Origin of the sequence: Tautonia plasticadhaerens (assembly GCF_007752535.1) — a bacterium.
Classification (GTDB): Bacteria; Planctomycetota; Planctomycetia; order Isosphaerales; family Isosphaeraceae; genus Tautonia; species Tautonia plasticadhaerens.
The window spans coordinates 6371163-6385864 of sequence record NZ_CP036426.1 but is presented as its reverse complement, the minus strand read 5'-3'; the positions used below and the strand labels follow the sequence as shown (position 1 = coordinate 6385864).

The following is a 14702-nucleotide window of genomic DNA, read 5'->3' as shown; positions in this document are numbered from 1 at the left end:
GTAGGATGTGAAGAGTCCTCACCAAGGACCGCGGCCCATCCCCGAATGGCGCCTGGCCTCCCTCCCGGGGCGACCACCCGTCCGCCCCCTCTTCCCCACCCGATTGTCGGCGCAAGACTTGCTCACCCTGTGAGCGTTCTGATGTGTTGGCCGGCAAGTCTCCTCGATGTCGCTCGCCGAACCTCCGGCGACCCCGGCACGAAGGCCGGCCCGCCGACGAAACGGGCCTCTCCCTCTACCTGTACCGGATCCTCCCACGATGGCACGAAAGAGCACGAAGTCCGCCGAGAGCAGTAACGGGACCGCGGTCGCCGAGATCCTGCCGCCCGTCTCCGACCAGTCGGTCCGTGAGCTGGCGCAGGTCTTCAAGCTGATGAGTGACGAGACTCGGCTGCGTATCTTGCTTTATCTGGCAAGGAACGGTGAGCTGCACGTCACCGACCTTTGCAACCGACTCGGCCAGAGCCAGCCGGCCGTCAGTCACCACCTGGCATTGCTCCGCGTCTCCGGCCTGATCGAGTCCCGTCGCGAGGGCAAGCACAACTTCTACAGCGTCCGCGCCGACCAGTTCGGCGAACTGCTGACTCAGCTCTTCTCCAATTCCGGCCGGGTCCCTCGGAAGATCAAGTTCCACCGCTTCCAGCTCAGCGTCGACTGAGCGGACCTCCTTCTCCCCCCGCCGGCGTTCTCCGCCGGCGGTCCGCTTCGCCTTGACCGATCGGGCTTCCCCCGTCAGAATCTCGGCCCGAGAGACACTCCCCGATGGCCCTCGGTCGAGGGCCTCGGACGTATTCCCGCGTTCGGATGCGCGGGGACCGCAGCCAGCGGAGCCGGGCGTACTCACCGCGAGCATCCCCGCCGACCTGAATCGGCGGCGCGAGGCTCGGGGCCGCCCGGGACCACACGGAAGGAGCCGAACCGATGCCGATCTCGATCCGAGCGGCCGCCATCATGGGCCTCGGTCTGGTGGGGACGCTGGGCCTAGCCGCTCGCCCGACCGTCGCCCAGAACGCCGACCCCCAGGTCCAGCGATCCAATGCCGGGACCGCCGGTGCCGGCCAGGCCGCCCGGGGCGCGGCCGCCACCCTCGCCCCGGCGGTCATCGCCGGGATCGACATGGAGCGGGTCATCAACGAGTATGACCGCTACAAGGAGTCGAGCGAGACCTTCAAATCCGAGGCCATGAAGAAGCAGAAGGACCTGGAGGTCTTGCTCGCCGAGGCTAAGCAGTTGGCCGAGCAGCGGGATCAGTTCGGCGTCGGGACGCCCGACTACCAGAAGTTCAGCGACCAACTCGCCGACGCCCAGGCCAAGTTCGAGGCCCAGAAGAACAAGATCTCGCAGGATTTCACCATCCGAGAGTCGAACGCGGTGGCGGAAATCTACAACGACATCCGCTACATCGTCGACTACATCGCCAAGAAGAAGGGCGTGACGTTCGTCGTCCAGGTCGGGCCCAACAACAATATCACTGGCGAGAATCCCAACGACGTGATGGCTGCCGTCGCGAGGAACGTCGTCTACCACGACCCCGCGGCCGAAATCACCGACGAGGTCATCACCACCCTCAACGCCTACCACGGCCGCCGCAAGTCGCAGCAGGGTTCCGCCCCGGCACCCGCCGCCCCGGCGACCGGTTCCGCCCCGGCACCCGCCGCCGGCGGCAACTGAGGCACGGCCGGATCGGCGGGGGATGATTCGCGGGCGATGCCGCCCTCGGGTCATCCCCGGGCGATGCGGCAGGCTTGATCGCAACCAGGACGGATCACGTCCGATCGCCCTGTCTTCCCCGAGGGGCTGACCGATCCGATCCCTCGGGCCCACCCGAGATCAAGGAAGATCACGACGGCATGACCACGAGAGGATCGCGACCCCAGCGGACCCTCGCCCGAGCGGCCGAGGTCCGGGGCATCGGCTACCTGCTCGGCTCGGACGTCACCGTCCGCTTCAGCCCGGCGCCGGCCGATTCGGGCATCACATTCGTCCGCTCCGACCTGCCCGGGCGTCCCTCGGTCCCCGCCCTCGCCCGGTTCGTCGAGCCAAGAGAACGCCGCACCGCCCTCCGGCGCGGCGAGGCTGTCGTCGAGATGGTCGAGCACATCCTCTCGGCGCTCTCCGGCCTTCGCATCGACAACTGCATCGTCGAACTCGACGCCCCTGAGACTCCGGGGATGGACGGTTCCGCGCTCGCTTTCTCCCGGGCGATCGCCGGGGCAGGGGTCGTCGAACAGGACCGCCCCCGCATGGTCCTCGTCATCGATCGACCCGTCAGCGTCCGCGATGGCAAGGCCACCGTCGCCGCGTATCCGGGAGCGCCGGACCGGCTGGTCATCTCCTATCAGCTTGATTACGGGGACGGCTCGCCGATCCCCTCGCAGAGTTATTTCGCCGAACCGTCCCCCGGCCGTTACCTCGAAGAGGTCGCCCCCGCCCGCACGTTCCTCCTCGCCGCCGAGGCGGAGGCCCTCCGCGCCTCCGGCATCGGGTCTCGCACCAGCGAGGCGGACCTGCTGATCTTCGGCCCCGACGGACCGATCGGCAACGACCTGCGCTTCCCCGACGAGTGCGCACGGCACAAGCTGCTCGACGTGATCGGCGACCTTGCCCTGCTCGGCATGGACCTCGCCGGCCACGTCGTCGCACACCGGTCGGGCCACGCCCTGAACGTCGAGCTAGCCCGGGCCCTCCTCTCGGTGGAGTCGGAGGCGCAGGACGACGCGGCCGGCCCGTCGACAGTAATTGGCCCGACCTGCGACCCTCCGGCGATGGACATCAACTCCATCCTCCGGTTGATGCCCCATCGCTATCCATTCCTGCTGCTCGACCGAGTCCTGTCGATTGACCATGGACGGTCACTCCGGGCGCTGAAGAACGTGACCTGCAACGAGCCGTTCTTCCAGGGGCACTGGCCCGGCAGGCCGGTGATGCCCGGGGTGATGATCCTGGAGGCGATGGCCCAGGCCGCCGGGATCCTGATCAGCCATCGATTCGACCCGGCCCGTCACCTCGCTATGATTGCCTCGATCGACGACGTGAAGTTGCGACGGCAGGTCGTCCCCGGCGACCAACTCCTGCTGGAGATCGACCGCTTTCGAGCCCGGTCCAAGATGGCCGAGGCCCGGGGCGTCGCCCGGGTCGACGACCAGGTCGCGGCCGAGGCCCGGCTGAGGTTCGCCGTGTTGCCCACGGAACAGGTCGCCGCCTGAGTCTTCGATCAGGCGGAGTCTGATGGATCGTATCGGGTCAGTCCCCGCGGAGTGAACGCCCATGGCGATGCAGGTCGCCGACACCGCCACCGTGGATCCGAAGGCTGAGTTGGCCGACGAGGTCGAGATCGGCCCGTATTGCGTCGTCGGCCCCGGCGTGCGGATCGGTCGGGGGACTCGGTTGATCGCCCACGTCTGCATGCTCGGTCCGACCCGGGTGGGCGATCGCAACGTGTTCGCGCCCTTCTCGGTCATCGGCGCGGAGCACGGAGACGCCGCGCACGGCGGCCGGGTCGAGATCGGCGACGAGAACGCGATCCGGGAAGGTTCGTCGATCGAGGCCGGGTCCGGGCCCGAGGGCGTGACCCGCATCGGCTCCCGAAATCGGCTGGGACCGCACGTCGCCATCGCTCGGGACGCCTGGATCGACGACGAGGTCTCGCTCGGGTCCGGTGTTCGGCTCGGGCCGATGGCCGGGGTCGAGGCGTTCGCCCTGGTGACGGCCGGGGTCGACGTCCATCCGGCGGCGACGATCGGCGAACATGGCTTCGCCGGGGGGCCGGCTCGGATCTGCCGGGACGTCCCGCGATACATGCTGGTCGACGGGTCCCCCTCCCGGGTCCGATGCATCAACCTCATCGGCCTGCGGCGTCGGGGCTTCACTCGGGCCTCGATCCGAGCCCTCAGGGAGGCGCACCGCTTGCTCTATCGGGCGAAACTCGACCCGAACCAGGCGGCGCTCCGGCTCGTCGACCACGGAATGATGACCCCCGAGATCATCCGACTCCTCGAATCGCTGCACGCCCAGAGCTCAGGCCGCCACGGCCGGGCCCGAGACGCCCGACTCCGGGACGGCGAGGAGGATCGCCTGGTCGCTTGATCCGGTCGGGATCGGGCACATTCGGAAGACATCGGTTGGGCAGATTGAGCGGGGGTCGGGGCTGGGTGATCCGGTTCGCCTCGTGCCGGCCCAACGGCCGAGCGTCGGCACCGAGACGGCCGGCCTCGTCAGGGAAGACGGGACGACTCACCCGCCAGGGATGACGGCGGCCCCCGGGGCCGGTCGTCCCGCCCGGCGGTGGATTGAAGCTTCCAAGGAGCGTACGGTGACGACCAAGCATCGGTTACGAGTCGGCGTGGTCGGGGTCGGTCATCTCGGTCGGCATCACGCCCGGATCCTCGCCGGCCTGGACGGAGTCGATCTCGTCGGCGTGGCCGATTCCCGACCGGAGCAGGCGAGGGCGGTCGCCGAGCCCCTCGGCTCAAGGGCGTTCGACGACTATCGAGCGTTGCTCGACCTCGTCGATGCCGTCTCGGTTGCCGTTCCGACGACCGCGCACCGGGAGGTGGCCGGCGCCTTCCTCGCCCGGGGGGTCCATGCGATGGTCGAAAAACCCCTGGCCGGCTCGGTGGCCGAGGGGAGGGAACTCGTCGAACTCGCCGACCGAGCGGGCGTCGTCCTGGCGGTCGGGCACATCGAGCGGTTCAACCCCATCTGGGAGGCCGCGCGAGACCGTTGCCCCCGGCCCCGATACATCGACGCCGAGCGGCTGGGCACCTATACCTTCCGCTCCACCGACATCGGGGCCGTTCTTGACCTGATGATCCACGACATCGACCTGATCCTCTCGCTCGTCGGCGTGCCGGTCGTCGCCGTCTCGGCCCTCGGCACGCCGGTCTTCGGCGGGCATGAGGACCTGGCGCAGGCCCGGATCGAATTCGAGGACGGCTGCATCGCCGACATCGCCGCCAGCCGGGCGAGCTTCCAGCCTTCCCGACGGATGAGGCTCTGGGGAGCGGAGGGCTACGCCTCGATCGACTTCGCCGCCCGGGAAGCGACCCTTGTCCGCCCATCCGAGTCCCTCCGCCGGGGCGACCTCGACCTCTCCGGCGTCGACCTCACCCGCCCCGACGCCGTGAGGGACCACCTCTTCGGCCGGGTGCTGAACGTGGATCAGCTCAAGCCGCCCTCCTCGGCGGACCAGCTCACCGCAGAATTGAGCGATTTCATCGACGCCGTCCGACTCGGCCGGCCCCCCCGGGTCCCAGGATCGGAGGCGCTGGACGCACTCAGGGTCGCCGAGCAGATCCTCATCGGCCTCCGCTCCTACCGCATCGATTCAGGCTCCGAAGTCCCAGGCGCCCCTCACCTCCGGACGTCGTCATCCGCAAGCTCGGAACCCCGCCCGGCGCTACAGGGCCCGAAACTCTGGAAGCTCCGAGGCGCCGCCGGCGGCCCGACCTCCCGATCCCCTCGCGGCTGATGGCGCCAGGTCGGTCCGCGGGTGGCATCCGTCTGCTCGACGCTTCGACTTGAACCGACCGGCCCGGGACCGGTATGATCGATCGCTTCCCAGGTCGTGCCTTGGCGCGGCCTTGTTCGTCTATCCCCCCGAAACGGACTCGATCCCCATGGCCGCGCAAGAGACCGCCGACCGCCCCGCGCCTGATCCCCGGCTGAAGGTCCTCAAGAAGTTTCGCGGCAAGTTCCTGCCCAAGGGGACGCTCCGCGAGCGCCATCGGGAGCTGATGAAGCGTTGGGATTCCGGGGACGACCACGCCGGCGTCACCTTCGAGGAGCTCAAGGCGTTGCTCGACGATTGGCGCAACGACCAGGCGCTCCGACGCAATCCGAAGGCGGCCGAGGCCTGAGCTCCCTATCGCCCTCCCAGAGGCGATCGACCGGCCGGGCCGACCGATCGATGTCGGCCCGGCTTGCGGCCCCTCCTGCGCTCTGGTCAGATAGGGAATCACCGCTCCGCTTTCGTTCGCCTCGCCTCCGGATCGGAGCTGCATCATGATCGTCGGGGTCCCCCGAGAGATCAAGGAAGACGAATATCGCGTCGGTCTGCTACCGGTCGGGGCCGAGGAACTGACCGCCGGCGGCCATACCGTCCTGATCGAGTCGGGCGCCGGCTCGGGCAGCGGGCTCCTCGATGCGGATTACTCGGCCGTCGGTGCCACCGTGGTCGATCATGCCGTTGAAGTCTGGTCGAAGGCCGACCTCGTGGTGAAGGTCAAGGAGCCCCAGCCGGCCGAATGGTCGATGATGCGAGCGGGCCAGGTCGTCTTCACCTACTTCCATTTCGCCGCCGAGGAGGCCCTGACCCGGGCCGTCATCGACCGGCAGATCACGGCCATCGCCTACGAGACGATCACCGATACCCAGGGCCACCTCCCACTATTGACGCCGATGAGCGAGGTCGCCGGCCGGATGAGTATCCAGCAGGGGGCCAAATTCCTCGAACGCCCCCAGGAAGGCCGGGGGATCCTGCTCGCGGGTGTCCCCGGGGTGGCGCCGGCCGAGGTCGCGGTCCTCGGCGGCGGCATCGTCGGCTCGAACGCCGCGAAGGTGGCCGCCGGGCTCGGGGCCAATGTCCGGATCCTGGACATCAATCTCGATCGCCTCCGCTACCTCGACGACATCATGCCCCCCAACGTCACCACGCTCTACTCCGACCGCCACACCATCCGGGAGTCGATCGGGCGGGCCGACCTCGTCATCGGCGCCATCCTGATCGCCGGCGCCCGGGCCCCCCGCCTGGTGACGAAGGACGACCTGACGAGGATGAAGCCCGGATCGGTGATCGTCGACGTGGCGATCGACCAGGGCGGCTGCTTCGAGACGAGCAAGCCCACCACCCACCGTCATCCGACTTACGTCGTCGACGACGTGGTCCACTACTGCGTCACCAACATGCCAGGCGCCGTCGGCCGGACCAGCACTTATGCCCTCTGCAACGTGACGCTCCCCTATGCATTGAAACTGGCCAATCAGGGCTGGCGGTCCGTCGCCGAGCAATCGCCCGGAATCGCCCAGGGGATCAACGTCGTCGCCGGCCGGGTTACCAACCGCGCCGTCGCCGAGACGTTCGGCCTCCCCTACGTCCCCTGGACCGACGCCTCCTGAACACGTCATCCCCCGGATCCGAACCACACCCCTTTCCCGGAGCCCGATCATGGACAATGGACACGAAAACGACCACGAACACGAGCACGAGGAGGTCGACGCGACTGAGCTGCTCCAAGAGCTTGGCGCCGAGTCTCGCACCCAGATTTTCCTGTCGATGCGGCAGCAGAACCTCGAGTTGCTCGAAATCGCCGCCCGGGTTGCCGGCTATTCCGGTGAGCACGGTCCCATGAAGGGGGACGAGTCCGAGAAGGCGATGCGGACCATCTGGAAGCTCTACTCCGAATTCTACTCCTGGATCGACCCGGAGGAGATCGAGGAGGACGACGAGGACGGCGACGAATGACCCACCATCCCACCGGGCCCGCCCCCGCCGTCGGACCTTCGATCGAGACCGTAGGCTGGGTCGGCTCGGCTCGGGACGGTGCCGTCCGCCTGATCGACCAGACACTCCTGCCCGTCGAGTTCTCCCGGATCGACTGTCGGGACGTGGAGACGGTCTGGGAGGCGATCAAGATGCTCCGGGTCCGGGGAGCCCCGGCCATCGGCATCGCCGCGGCCTACGGCGCCGTGCTCGGGGCCCGGGGACAGGGGCTGGGCTCGGTCGATGCGGTCGTCTCCTCCCTCCGAGCCGCGGCGGCGCATCTCCGCACCAGCCGGCCGACGGCGGTCAACCTGTTCTGGGCCCTCGACCGGATGCAACGCACCGCGGAGGCCGAGGCGACGACCGCCCCCGGCCCCGAGGTGCTGCTTGACCACCTGCTCGACGAGGCTAGGGCCATAGAGCAGGAGGATCGCGCCATGTGCCGGGCCATCGGCCGATTCGGGGCGGAACTACTCGAACCGGGTCACGGGATCCTCACCCACTGCAACGCCGGAGGCCTCGCCACGTCCGACTACGGCACGGCCCTGGCGGTTATCTTTTCGGCCGTCGAACAGGGCAAGGCCGTCCACGTCTATGCCGACGAGACGAGACCGTTACTGCAAGGGGCCCGCCTGACCGCCTGGGAGCTCCAACGGCGAGGAATCCCCGTCACCCTGATTTGCGACAACATGGCCCCCCAGGTCATGAAGGAGGGGAAAATCCAGGCGGTCGTGGTCGGGGCCGATCGGATCGCCGCCAACGGCGACACCGCCAACAAGATCGGCACCTACGGCGTCGCCCTGGCCGCGAAGGCGCACGACATCCCCTTCTACGTCGCGGCACCGTCGAGCACCTTCGACCTCTCCCTCCCTGACGGCTCCTCGATCCCCATCGAGCAGCGCGATCCCCGCGAGATCACCCACGGCTTCGGCCGACAGACCGCCCCCGAAGGCGTGGAAGTCTACAACCCCGCCTTCGACGTGACGCCGAGCCGGATGATCACCGCGATCATCACCGAACGCGGCGTGATCCGACCCGTGACGGCCGATGCGGTCGCCGACCTGATCGGGACCTGACTGGAGGGCCGACGGTTCGCCATCCCGATTAATCGACAGATCAGGGAATCCTGATGTCGCCTCCGAGCCCCCCATGGGCGATCCTCTCCCGGGCACTACGCGACTTCCGGCGCTCGGCGGGCGCGATGATCGGCTATGAACTCCTCTTCCGGATGGCGTCGTTCGCGTTCCTCGGGCCGGCCGTCACGCTGATCCTCCGAGCCCTGATCGCCCGGACGGGGCGCTATGCCGTCGGCAACACGGAGTTACTCGACTTCATCCTCTCGCCGATGGGTGTGGCGACGGGGGCCGTGGCAACGGTCCTAACTTTCTTCCTGGCCGCCTTCCAACTCTCAGGCGTCATCCTCATCGCCGAGGGACGGAGCCGAGGCCGGCCGCGATCGGCGAGCAACGCCTTCGTGGAGGTCCTCCGGCGTTCGCCCGAGTTGCTCCGGCTCGGGCTGATCCTCTTCGTCCGATTCTCGCTGGTGTTGTTGCCGGGCCTGACCGTCGTCTGGCTCGCCTACTGGGCATTCTGGTCTCGATACGATCTTTACTTCTTGACGACCTCCCGTCCCCCGGCATTCTGGTTCGGCGTGGCCGTCTCGGGGATCGCCTCCGTGGTCGTCGGGGGCATTTCGGTGCGTCTCCTCCTGCGATGGCTCGTCAGCCTGCCGGTCCTGCTGATCGAGCGCCGAGGTCCCCAGGATGCCCTGCGGGTCAGCGCGTCCAGGACCCGAGGGCGGCCTTGGAGGAACGTGACGATCCTGGCGGCCTGGCTCCTCGGGGCCTGGTTGCTCGGCCTGTCCGCCACGGGTCTCATCCGATTGGTCGGCGAGCCGATGCTGGCACGGGCGTCCGGCTCCCTGGCGACGGCGATCCCCCTGATCGGCACCTTGATGACGGTCCACGTCCTCCTGCTGGTGGGTGTCGACGTCGTGGTCGGGATCGCCCTGGCGCTGATCCTCTTCCGGATCGACCGGGAGGCCCTCGAACCGGGCACGGCCGACCCCGAATCGGCCGGGGTCGGCCCGACAAAGGCCCCCGCCTCGTCGGGAGGGCTCGGGAGCCGACGGACGGTGCTGGCGGGGGTGTTGGCCGTGGTCATCCTGTCGGCGTTGTCCTGCCTCGGGATCCTCGACACGATCGGCGACCCGACGACGGTGACGATCACGGCCCACCGGGGGGATTCGAGTTCGGCCCCCGAGAACACCCTGGCCGCCATCCGGGCCGCCATCGACTCCGGCGCCGACGCCGCCGAGATCGACGTCCAGCTCTGCGCCGATGGGGTGGTCGCCGTCGTCCATGACGAGGATCTCCGGAGGGTGGCGGGCGATCCGAGGCGGATCGTCGAGCTCGACTTCGAGGAACTCCGCCGGATCGACGTCGGGCGGTGGTTCGGCCCGGACTTCCTGGGGGAGCGGATCCCCAGCCTCGACGAGGTACTCGACGAGGCGGGCGATCGGATCACGCTCAACATCGAGTTGAAGATGCCGAGGGAACGAGCCGACCCCACTCCGCTGGTCACGGCTGTGCTTGACGCGCTGGACCGGAAGCGGGCGAGAGGGCGTTGCGTCGTCTCGTCGCTTTCCTACGAGGCGGTCGCCGAGGTCCGTCGGCAGGCCCCGGGGCTGCCGATCGGGTTCATCATTTTCAAAGCCCTGGGGGATCCGACCCGCCTGGACCTCGACTTCCTGAGCGTCCGGGAGTCGGTCGCGACCGATGACCTGATCGCCGGGGCTCGCCGTCGGGGCTGGCCGGTCCACGTCTGGACCGTCAACGACCCGGGCCGTCTCGCTTCGCTCGTCGACCGGGGGATCGCCGACGTCCTCACGTCCGACCCGAGGACCATGGTCGCCCGGCGAGCCGAACTCAAGGGACTGGACGACATCGACCGCCTGCTGTTCTGGTATCGGCGGGCCCTGATCGAACGCCCCTGGTCCCCGTTCAACGGGGCCGGTGGCCCCCGTCCCCCGCCCGTCGCCAGACCTCGATGACGCCGAAACGTCGGTCGGGCTCGTACAGCCGGCGGACGCAGTCGACCAGGACCGGGGAGATCAGGCCGGGCTCCGGCCCCTCGCGTCCCGGCGCCCAGATGACCACTGAATTGGCCTCCGCCTCCAACATCTCGACGAAGGCTCCATCCTCCCAGCCGACCTGGCTCTTCCAGAGCAGGCCAGACTCGTTGCGGAAGACGGGCCGATGACCCGTCGCCCCGGCCGCCGCGAGTTGGTAGCCGAGCAGGTTGGCCACCGAGGTTGAGGGGCCTACCTCGTCCCTGAGGTGCTCGAGGGCCCGGCGATAGTCGGCCCAGGGGTAACGTGCGACCTCGTAGTGCGGGTCGTGGTGGACGTACCCCGGAGGAACCCTGTCGATGCCTCCCCCGGATTCGCTCCCCCATGCCGAGGCGATCGCGGTGAACGCCGCCCTCGGGTTGCAGAAGTCGGGCTTCGAGGGGACCGCGGTCGCCAGGACCGCAATCGAGGCCACCAGGCGGTGCCGGGGCGATCGCCAGGGGATCGACTCGAGGATCGCCGCGAGCAGCGCGAGCAGGACCGACCAGACGATCCATCTCGGCAGGTCGAGGTAGTCGTGCGCCCTCGGGTGGAGCGGCTTGTAGAGCAGGACGCAGGCGGCGGTCGTCAGCCAGATGATCGCCTCTCGGCGGATCGCCACCCGGGTCGTCCCGGCCAGCAACGCGACAGAGAGCGGGACGACCAGCCAGCCCGGCTGGACGAACTGTCGGACGACCTCGGCGATCATCCCCTCGGGGGTCGCCCTGCTGTAATGGCTGCCGTAGGTGGCGAGCTTCAGATTGCGGACCAGGTCATCGAGGATCTCGTGGAGGATCAGGGGGGCGAAGGACAGGATGGAGAGCAGGATCGTGAGGATTCCCCATTCGATCGCCCCGGCCCCGGGACGGGCATCCGCCCCTCGACTTCGTTCCCCCTCGACGACCGCGATCAGCAGGGCGGGCCCGAAGAGGACGACATGGGGCCGGAACGTCAGCGCCCCGGCGATCGCCAGGGCGGAGAAGACCCGACCCGGGCGGCCTGGCCAGGTCGTCGGACCGAGCAGGGCGAGGACGACCAGGCAGGTCGCCTGCCAGTCTCGCTGGGCAACGAGGGAAAAATTCAGGTCGGTGTAGATCGCCAGCACCGCCGCCCCGCCGACGAGCCCCGGCCACCATCGATCGAACCGGCGACGGGACCAGGCCGACAGCATCAAGACAAGCCCGACGACCATCGCGGCGTCGACCGCGTAGATCGCCCACGTCGTCCCGGCCCCGACGGCGGCGTGGATGCCGTAGAACAGGTAGATCGGGCCGGGGAAGGAGTATCCGGCGAGGTCCCGATAGGGACTGAGTCCGCCCTCCCAGCAGATGGCCGAGGCGGCGAAGGTGTCGAGATCCGGCCACCAGGGCCAGCCCAGGTAGTGCGGCACCCAGGTCGCCAGCATCAGGATGCAGAGGGTCGCCGTCGCCGCGGGCAGGACGCGGACGGAGAATCGATCGGCCCATCGGTCGATCCGGTCTGGCGGAGATGCGGTCCGACCGGGGGAAGGATCGGACCCGGCCGTCGGGCCGGCCGACTCGTCCCGAGCCCGGGGACGAATGGGAGAGGTCGGGAGATGAGACATGACGGACCCTCCGTGGTCCTCTGCGGCGGCGTCCCTTCCTGGTTGCGGGGGCCCGATCGGCCGGCCGGGGCCGGCCGATCGGGCCATGATCAGAATCTACCGGTCGGCGATCCGTTTGTCGAGGACCCGATCCCTTCGGGTCAACGGTGGCCGTGCGGCAGGATGTAGCCCAACTCCAGCAATTTCTCGATGATCGCGTCGGCACACTCGGCGACGGAGAGCTTGCTGGTGTCCAGCGTGACCTCGGGGTTCAGCGGGGCCTCGTACGGGTCGTCTACCCCGGTGAAGCCCATCGGCTTGCCCTGGGCGACGGCGTTGCGGGCCTTGGCGTAGAGGCCCTTCACGTCCCTCGCCTCGCAGACGTCGAGGGGCGTGTCGCAGAAGACCTCGACGAAGTTCCCCTTGGACGACTTCCGGGCCTCGTCCCGAGTCTCCCGGTACGGGCTGATGACGGAGCAGAGGATCGTGCCGCCGTGCTGGGCGACCAGGCCGGCGACGTAGCCGACCCGGCGAATGTTCGTATCCCGATCTTCCTTGCTGAAGCCCAGCCCCTTCGACAGGTGGGTCCGGATCTCGTCGCCGTCGAGCATCGAGGCGTTCCGGCCATACTCCGCCAGGCGCTCGGTCAGGGCGTGCGCGATCGTGCTCTTGCCCGATCCCGAGAGGCCGGTGAACCAGATCGTCAGGCCCTGGTTGAACTTCGGCGGGTTGGTGTCCCGGAGGATCTCCGCCACCGCGGGCCGGCTGAACCACTCGGGGAGCGGGACGCCCTTGGCGAGGTAGTCGTCCCGGACCTGGGTGCCCGAGATGTTGGCCGTCTTGGTCCCCTCGGGCACCTCGTCGACGGCACAGTATCGGTCCTCGTCCGGCAGGTAGACCATCAACTTGAAGTCGACCATGCCCATGCCGATCTCGTCGCCGTACTGCTGCATCGTCTGCTGGGCGTCGTACGGCCCGTAGAAGGGCTTGCCGGAGGAGTCGTTGCCGGGACCGGCGTGGTCCCGGCCGACGATCAGGTGGGTGCAACCGAAGTTGCGGCGGATGATCGCGTGGAAGAGGGCCTCCCTGGGGCCGGCCATCCGCATCGCCAGGGGCAGCAGGCTCAGGACGACCGAGTCGTTGTCGTAGTGGTCGTCGACCAGGGCCCGGTAGCAGCGGACCCGGGTGAAGTGGTCGACGTCTCCCGGCTTGGTCACGCCGACGACCGGGTGGATGAGCAGGCCGCCGCCGACCTGCTCGGCCGCCCGCTTGGTCAGCTCCTCATGCGCCCGGTGCAGCGGGTTCCGGGTCTGGAAGGCCACCACCTTCGGCCAGCCCTTCTCGGCGAACAGGGCACGGACCTCGGCCGGGGTCTTGCGCAGCTCGACGAAATCGTAGTGCGGCGGGACCCGGATGACCTCCAGCTTGCCGGCGGCATAATGGCCCGGCTGCTTGTTCAGGTAGGCGACCGAGGGATGCTTCGCGTCGGTGGTGCCGAAGGCCCCCTTCGCCTCGGCCTCCTTGTCGTAGGCGTACACCTCCTCGACGTGGAGGAAGGCGAGCAGGTTGCCGTAGACGTCCCGCAGCGCGAGGGTGGTCCCCTCGGCGATGCCCTGCGAGGCGTCGACGGGCAGGGTCACCGGCAGGGGCCAGAGGGTGCCGTCGGCCAGCCGCATCTCCGACACGACGCGCTCGTAGTCGGCCTTGCCCATGAAGCCGGTCAGCGGGGAGAAGCCGCCCGTGGCCAGCAGCTCCAGGTCGCAGAGGCCGCGCTCGTCGAGCGTCAGGCTGGGGAAATCCTGTGCGGTCGCCCGCATCTCGGCGGCCCGGGCGTCGTCGACGATCAGGTCGACCAGGCTGCCGCCATAGGGGGAATTCGGGCCGGCGGCGGGGGTTGAGGCAGGAATCGTCAGGGTCTCCTTAATGGGGAGGTTCGGGTCGTGTCTCTGAGGAAGGACATGGGTTCGAATGATAACAAACTAAATGGGTTCCGACGAGTCGTCGCGCCCCGGCGGTGCTGCCGGGTGGCCACGAGCGGGTCAGATGACCCAGTCCCGAGGGGCGGTCCGCTCGGTCACGTCGGCGAGGCTGATCCGATCCAGGACCTCCTGCTCGGCGAGTCGGACCTCGTCCCAGACCGAGGCGAGGGCACGGGCCTCGGGCCCTCGGGCCTCGCGATGGGGGTCCTCGGGGCCGTCGATGGCCAGCAGCACCTCGCCGATCGAGATCCGCTCGGGCAGCCTCGTCAGCCGATAGCCCCCGGAAGCCCCCCGGACGCTCGTCACCAGACCGGCCCCCTTCAGGTGCAGGAGGATCTGGACGAGGTATCGCTCAGGGATCCCCTGGCTCTCGGCGATCTCCCGGATCCGCACCGGAGGCTCGTCGGGTCGGTGACGGGCCAGTGCGAGCATCGCCAGGCAGGCATATTCGGCCTTCGCGGAAAGCTTCATGGGCGGGTCGGCGGTCGGGCGTGGGGGCGTCGATTCGGGATGAACGCGTCGGCCGCGGGGTCGGTCGGCGACGCTCCCGGTCGCGGGGACGTCGCCTCC

13 protein-coding genes are annotated in these 14702 nt (G+C 68.8%); 10 read left to right on the top strand and 3 right to left on the bottom strand.

The features are described from left to right. Window positions 1–259: 259 nt before the first annotated feature. The 10 genes from ElP_RS25545 to ElP_RS25500 all read left to right on the top strand — a co-directional run bounded on the left by ElP_RS25545 (window position 260) and on the right by ElP_RS25500 (window position 10532). Window positions 260–658: an ArsR/SmtB family transcription factor gene (locus ElP_RS25545; protein ID WP_145274897.1), complete on the top strand. Its 399-nt coding sequence runs from the start codon at window positions 260–262 to the stop codon at window positions 656–658. 263 nt (window positions 659–921) lie between these two features. Then, the gene (locus ElP_RS25540) at window positions 922–1671 is read left to right on the top strand and encodes an OmpH family outer membrane protein (protein WP_145274894.1); all 750 of its coding nucleotides are present in this window, start codon (window positions 922–924) and stop codon (window positions 1669–1671) included. Between the two features lie 179 nt (window positions 1672–1850). After that, window positions 1851–3206, top strand: coding sequence for a UDP-3-O-acyl-N-acetylglucosamine deacetylase (gene lpxC / locus ElP_RS41335; protein WP_145274891.1), 1356 nt, complete (start codon window positions 1851–1853; stop codon window positions 3204–3206). Between the two features lie 61 nt (window positions 3207–3267). After that, window positions 3268–4086 (top strand): LbetaH domain-containing protein, encoded by an 819-nt coding sequence (locus ElP_RS25530; RefSeq protein ID WP_145274888.1) that lies wholly within the window; start codon window positions 3268–3270, stop codon window positions 4084–4086. Between the two features lie 160 nt (window positions 4087–4246). Beyond that, on the top strand, window positions 4247–5470 hold the full coding sequence (locus tag ElP_RS25525; protein ID WP_145274885.1) for a Gfo/Idh/MocA family protein: 1224 nt from the start codon (window positions 4247–4249) through the stop codon (window positions 5468–5470). Window positions 5471–5618: 148 nt separating this feature from the next. Further along, complete coding sequence (locus ElP_RS25520; protein WP_145274882.1) at window positions 5619–5858, top strand: hypothetical protein; 240 nt, start codon at window positions 5619–5621, stop codon at window positions 5856–5858. Between the two features lie 145 nt (window positions 5859–6003). After that, window positions 6004–7116, top strand: a complete 1113-nt coding sequence (gene ald, locus ElP_RS25515; RefSeq protein ID WP_145274879.1) for an alanine dehydrogenase — start codon at window positions 6004–6006, stop codon at window positions 7114–7116. A gap of 49 nt (window positions 7117–7165) precedes the next feature. Then, a complete protein-coding gene (locus tag ElP_RS25510; RefSeq protein WP_145274876.1) occupies window positions 7166–7462 on the top strand; it encodes a hypothetical protein in 297 nt (98 codons plus the stop codon). Further along, window positions 7459–8556 (top strand): S-methyl-5-thioribose-1-phosphate isomerase, encoded by a 1098-nt coding sequence (gene mtnA, locus ElP_RS25505; RefSeq protein WP_145274873.1) that lies wholly within the window; start codon window positions 7459–7461, stop codon window positions 8554–8556. Before ElP_RS25510 ends, mtnA begins: the two co-directional genes overlap by 4 nt. A 53-nt stretch (window positions 8557–8609) precedes the next feature. Then, the gene (locus tag ElP_RS25500) at window positions 8610–10532 is read left to right on the top strand and encodes a glycerophosphodiester phosphodiesterase family protein (protein ID WP_145274870.1); all 1923 of its coding nucleotides are present in this window, start codon (window positions 8610–8612) and stop codon (window positions 10530–10532) included. On the opposite strand, the gene ElP_RS25495 is transcribed toward ElP_RS25500, so the two are convergent. The 3 genes from ElP_RS25495 to ElP_RS25485 all read right to left on the bottom strand — a co-directional run bounded on the left by ElP_RS25495 (window position 10483) and on the right by ElP_RS25485 (window position 14603). Beyond that, window positions 10483–11994 (bottom strand): hypothetical protein, encoded by a 1512-nt coding sequence (locus tag ElP_RS25495; protein WP_145274867.1) that lies wholly within the window; start codon window positions 11992–11994, stop codon window positions 10483–10485. The two genes, ElP_RS25500 and ElP_RS25495, sit on opposite strands and share 50 nt — an antisense overlap. Window positions 11995–12314: 320 nt before the next feature. Next, the gene (locus tag ElP_RS25490) at window positions 12315–14066 is read right to left on the bottom strand and encodes a bifunctional sulfate adenylyltransferase/adenylylsulfate kinase (RefSeq protein ID WP_145274864.1); all 1752 of its coding nucleotides are present in this window, start codon (window positions 14064–14066) and stop codon (window positions 12315–12317) included. A 126-nt stretch (window positions 14067–14192) separates the two neighbouring features. Further along, window positions 14193–14603 (bottom strand): RrF2 family transcriptional regulator, encoded by a 411-nt coding sequence (locus tag ElP_RS25485; protein ID WP_145274861.1) that lies wholly within the window; start codon window positions 14601–14603, stop codon window positions 14193–14195. Window positions 14604–14702 lie beyond the last annotated feature (99 nt).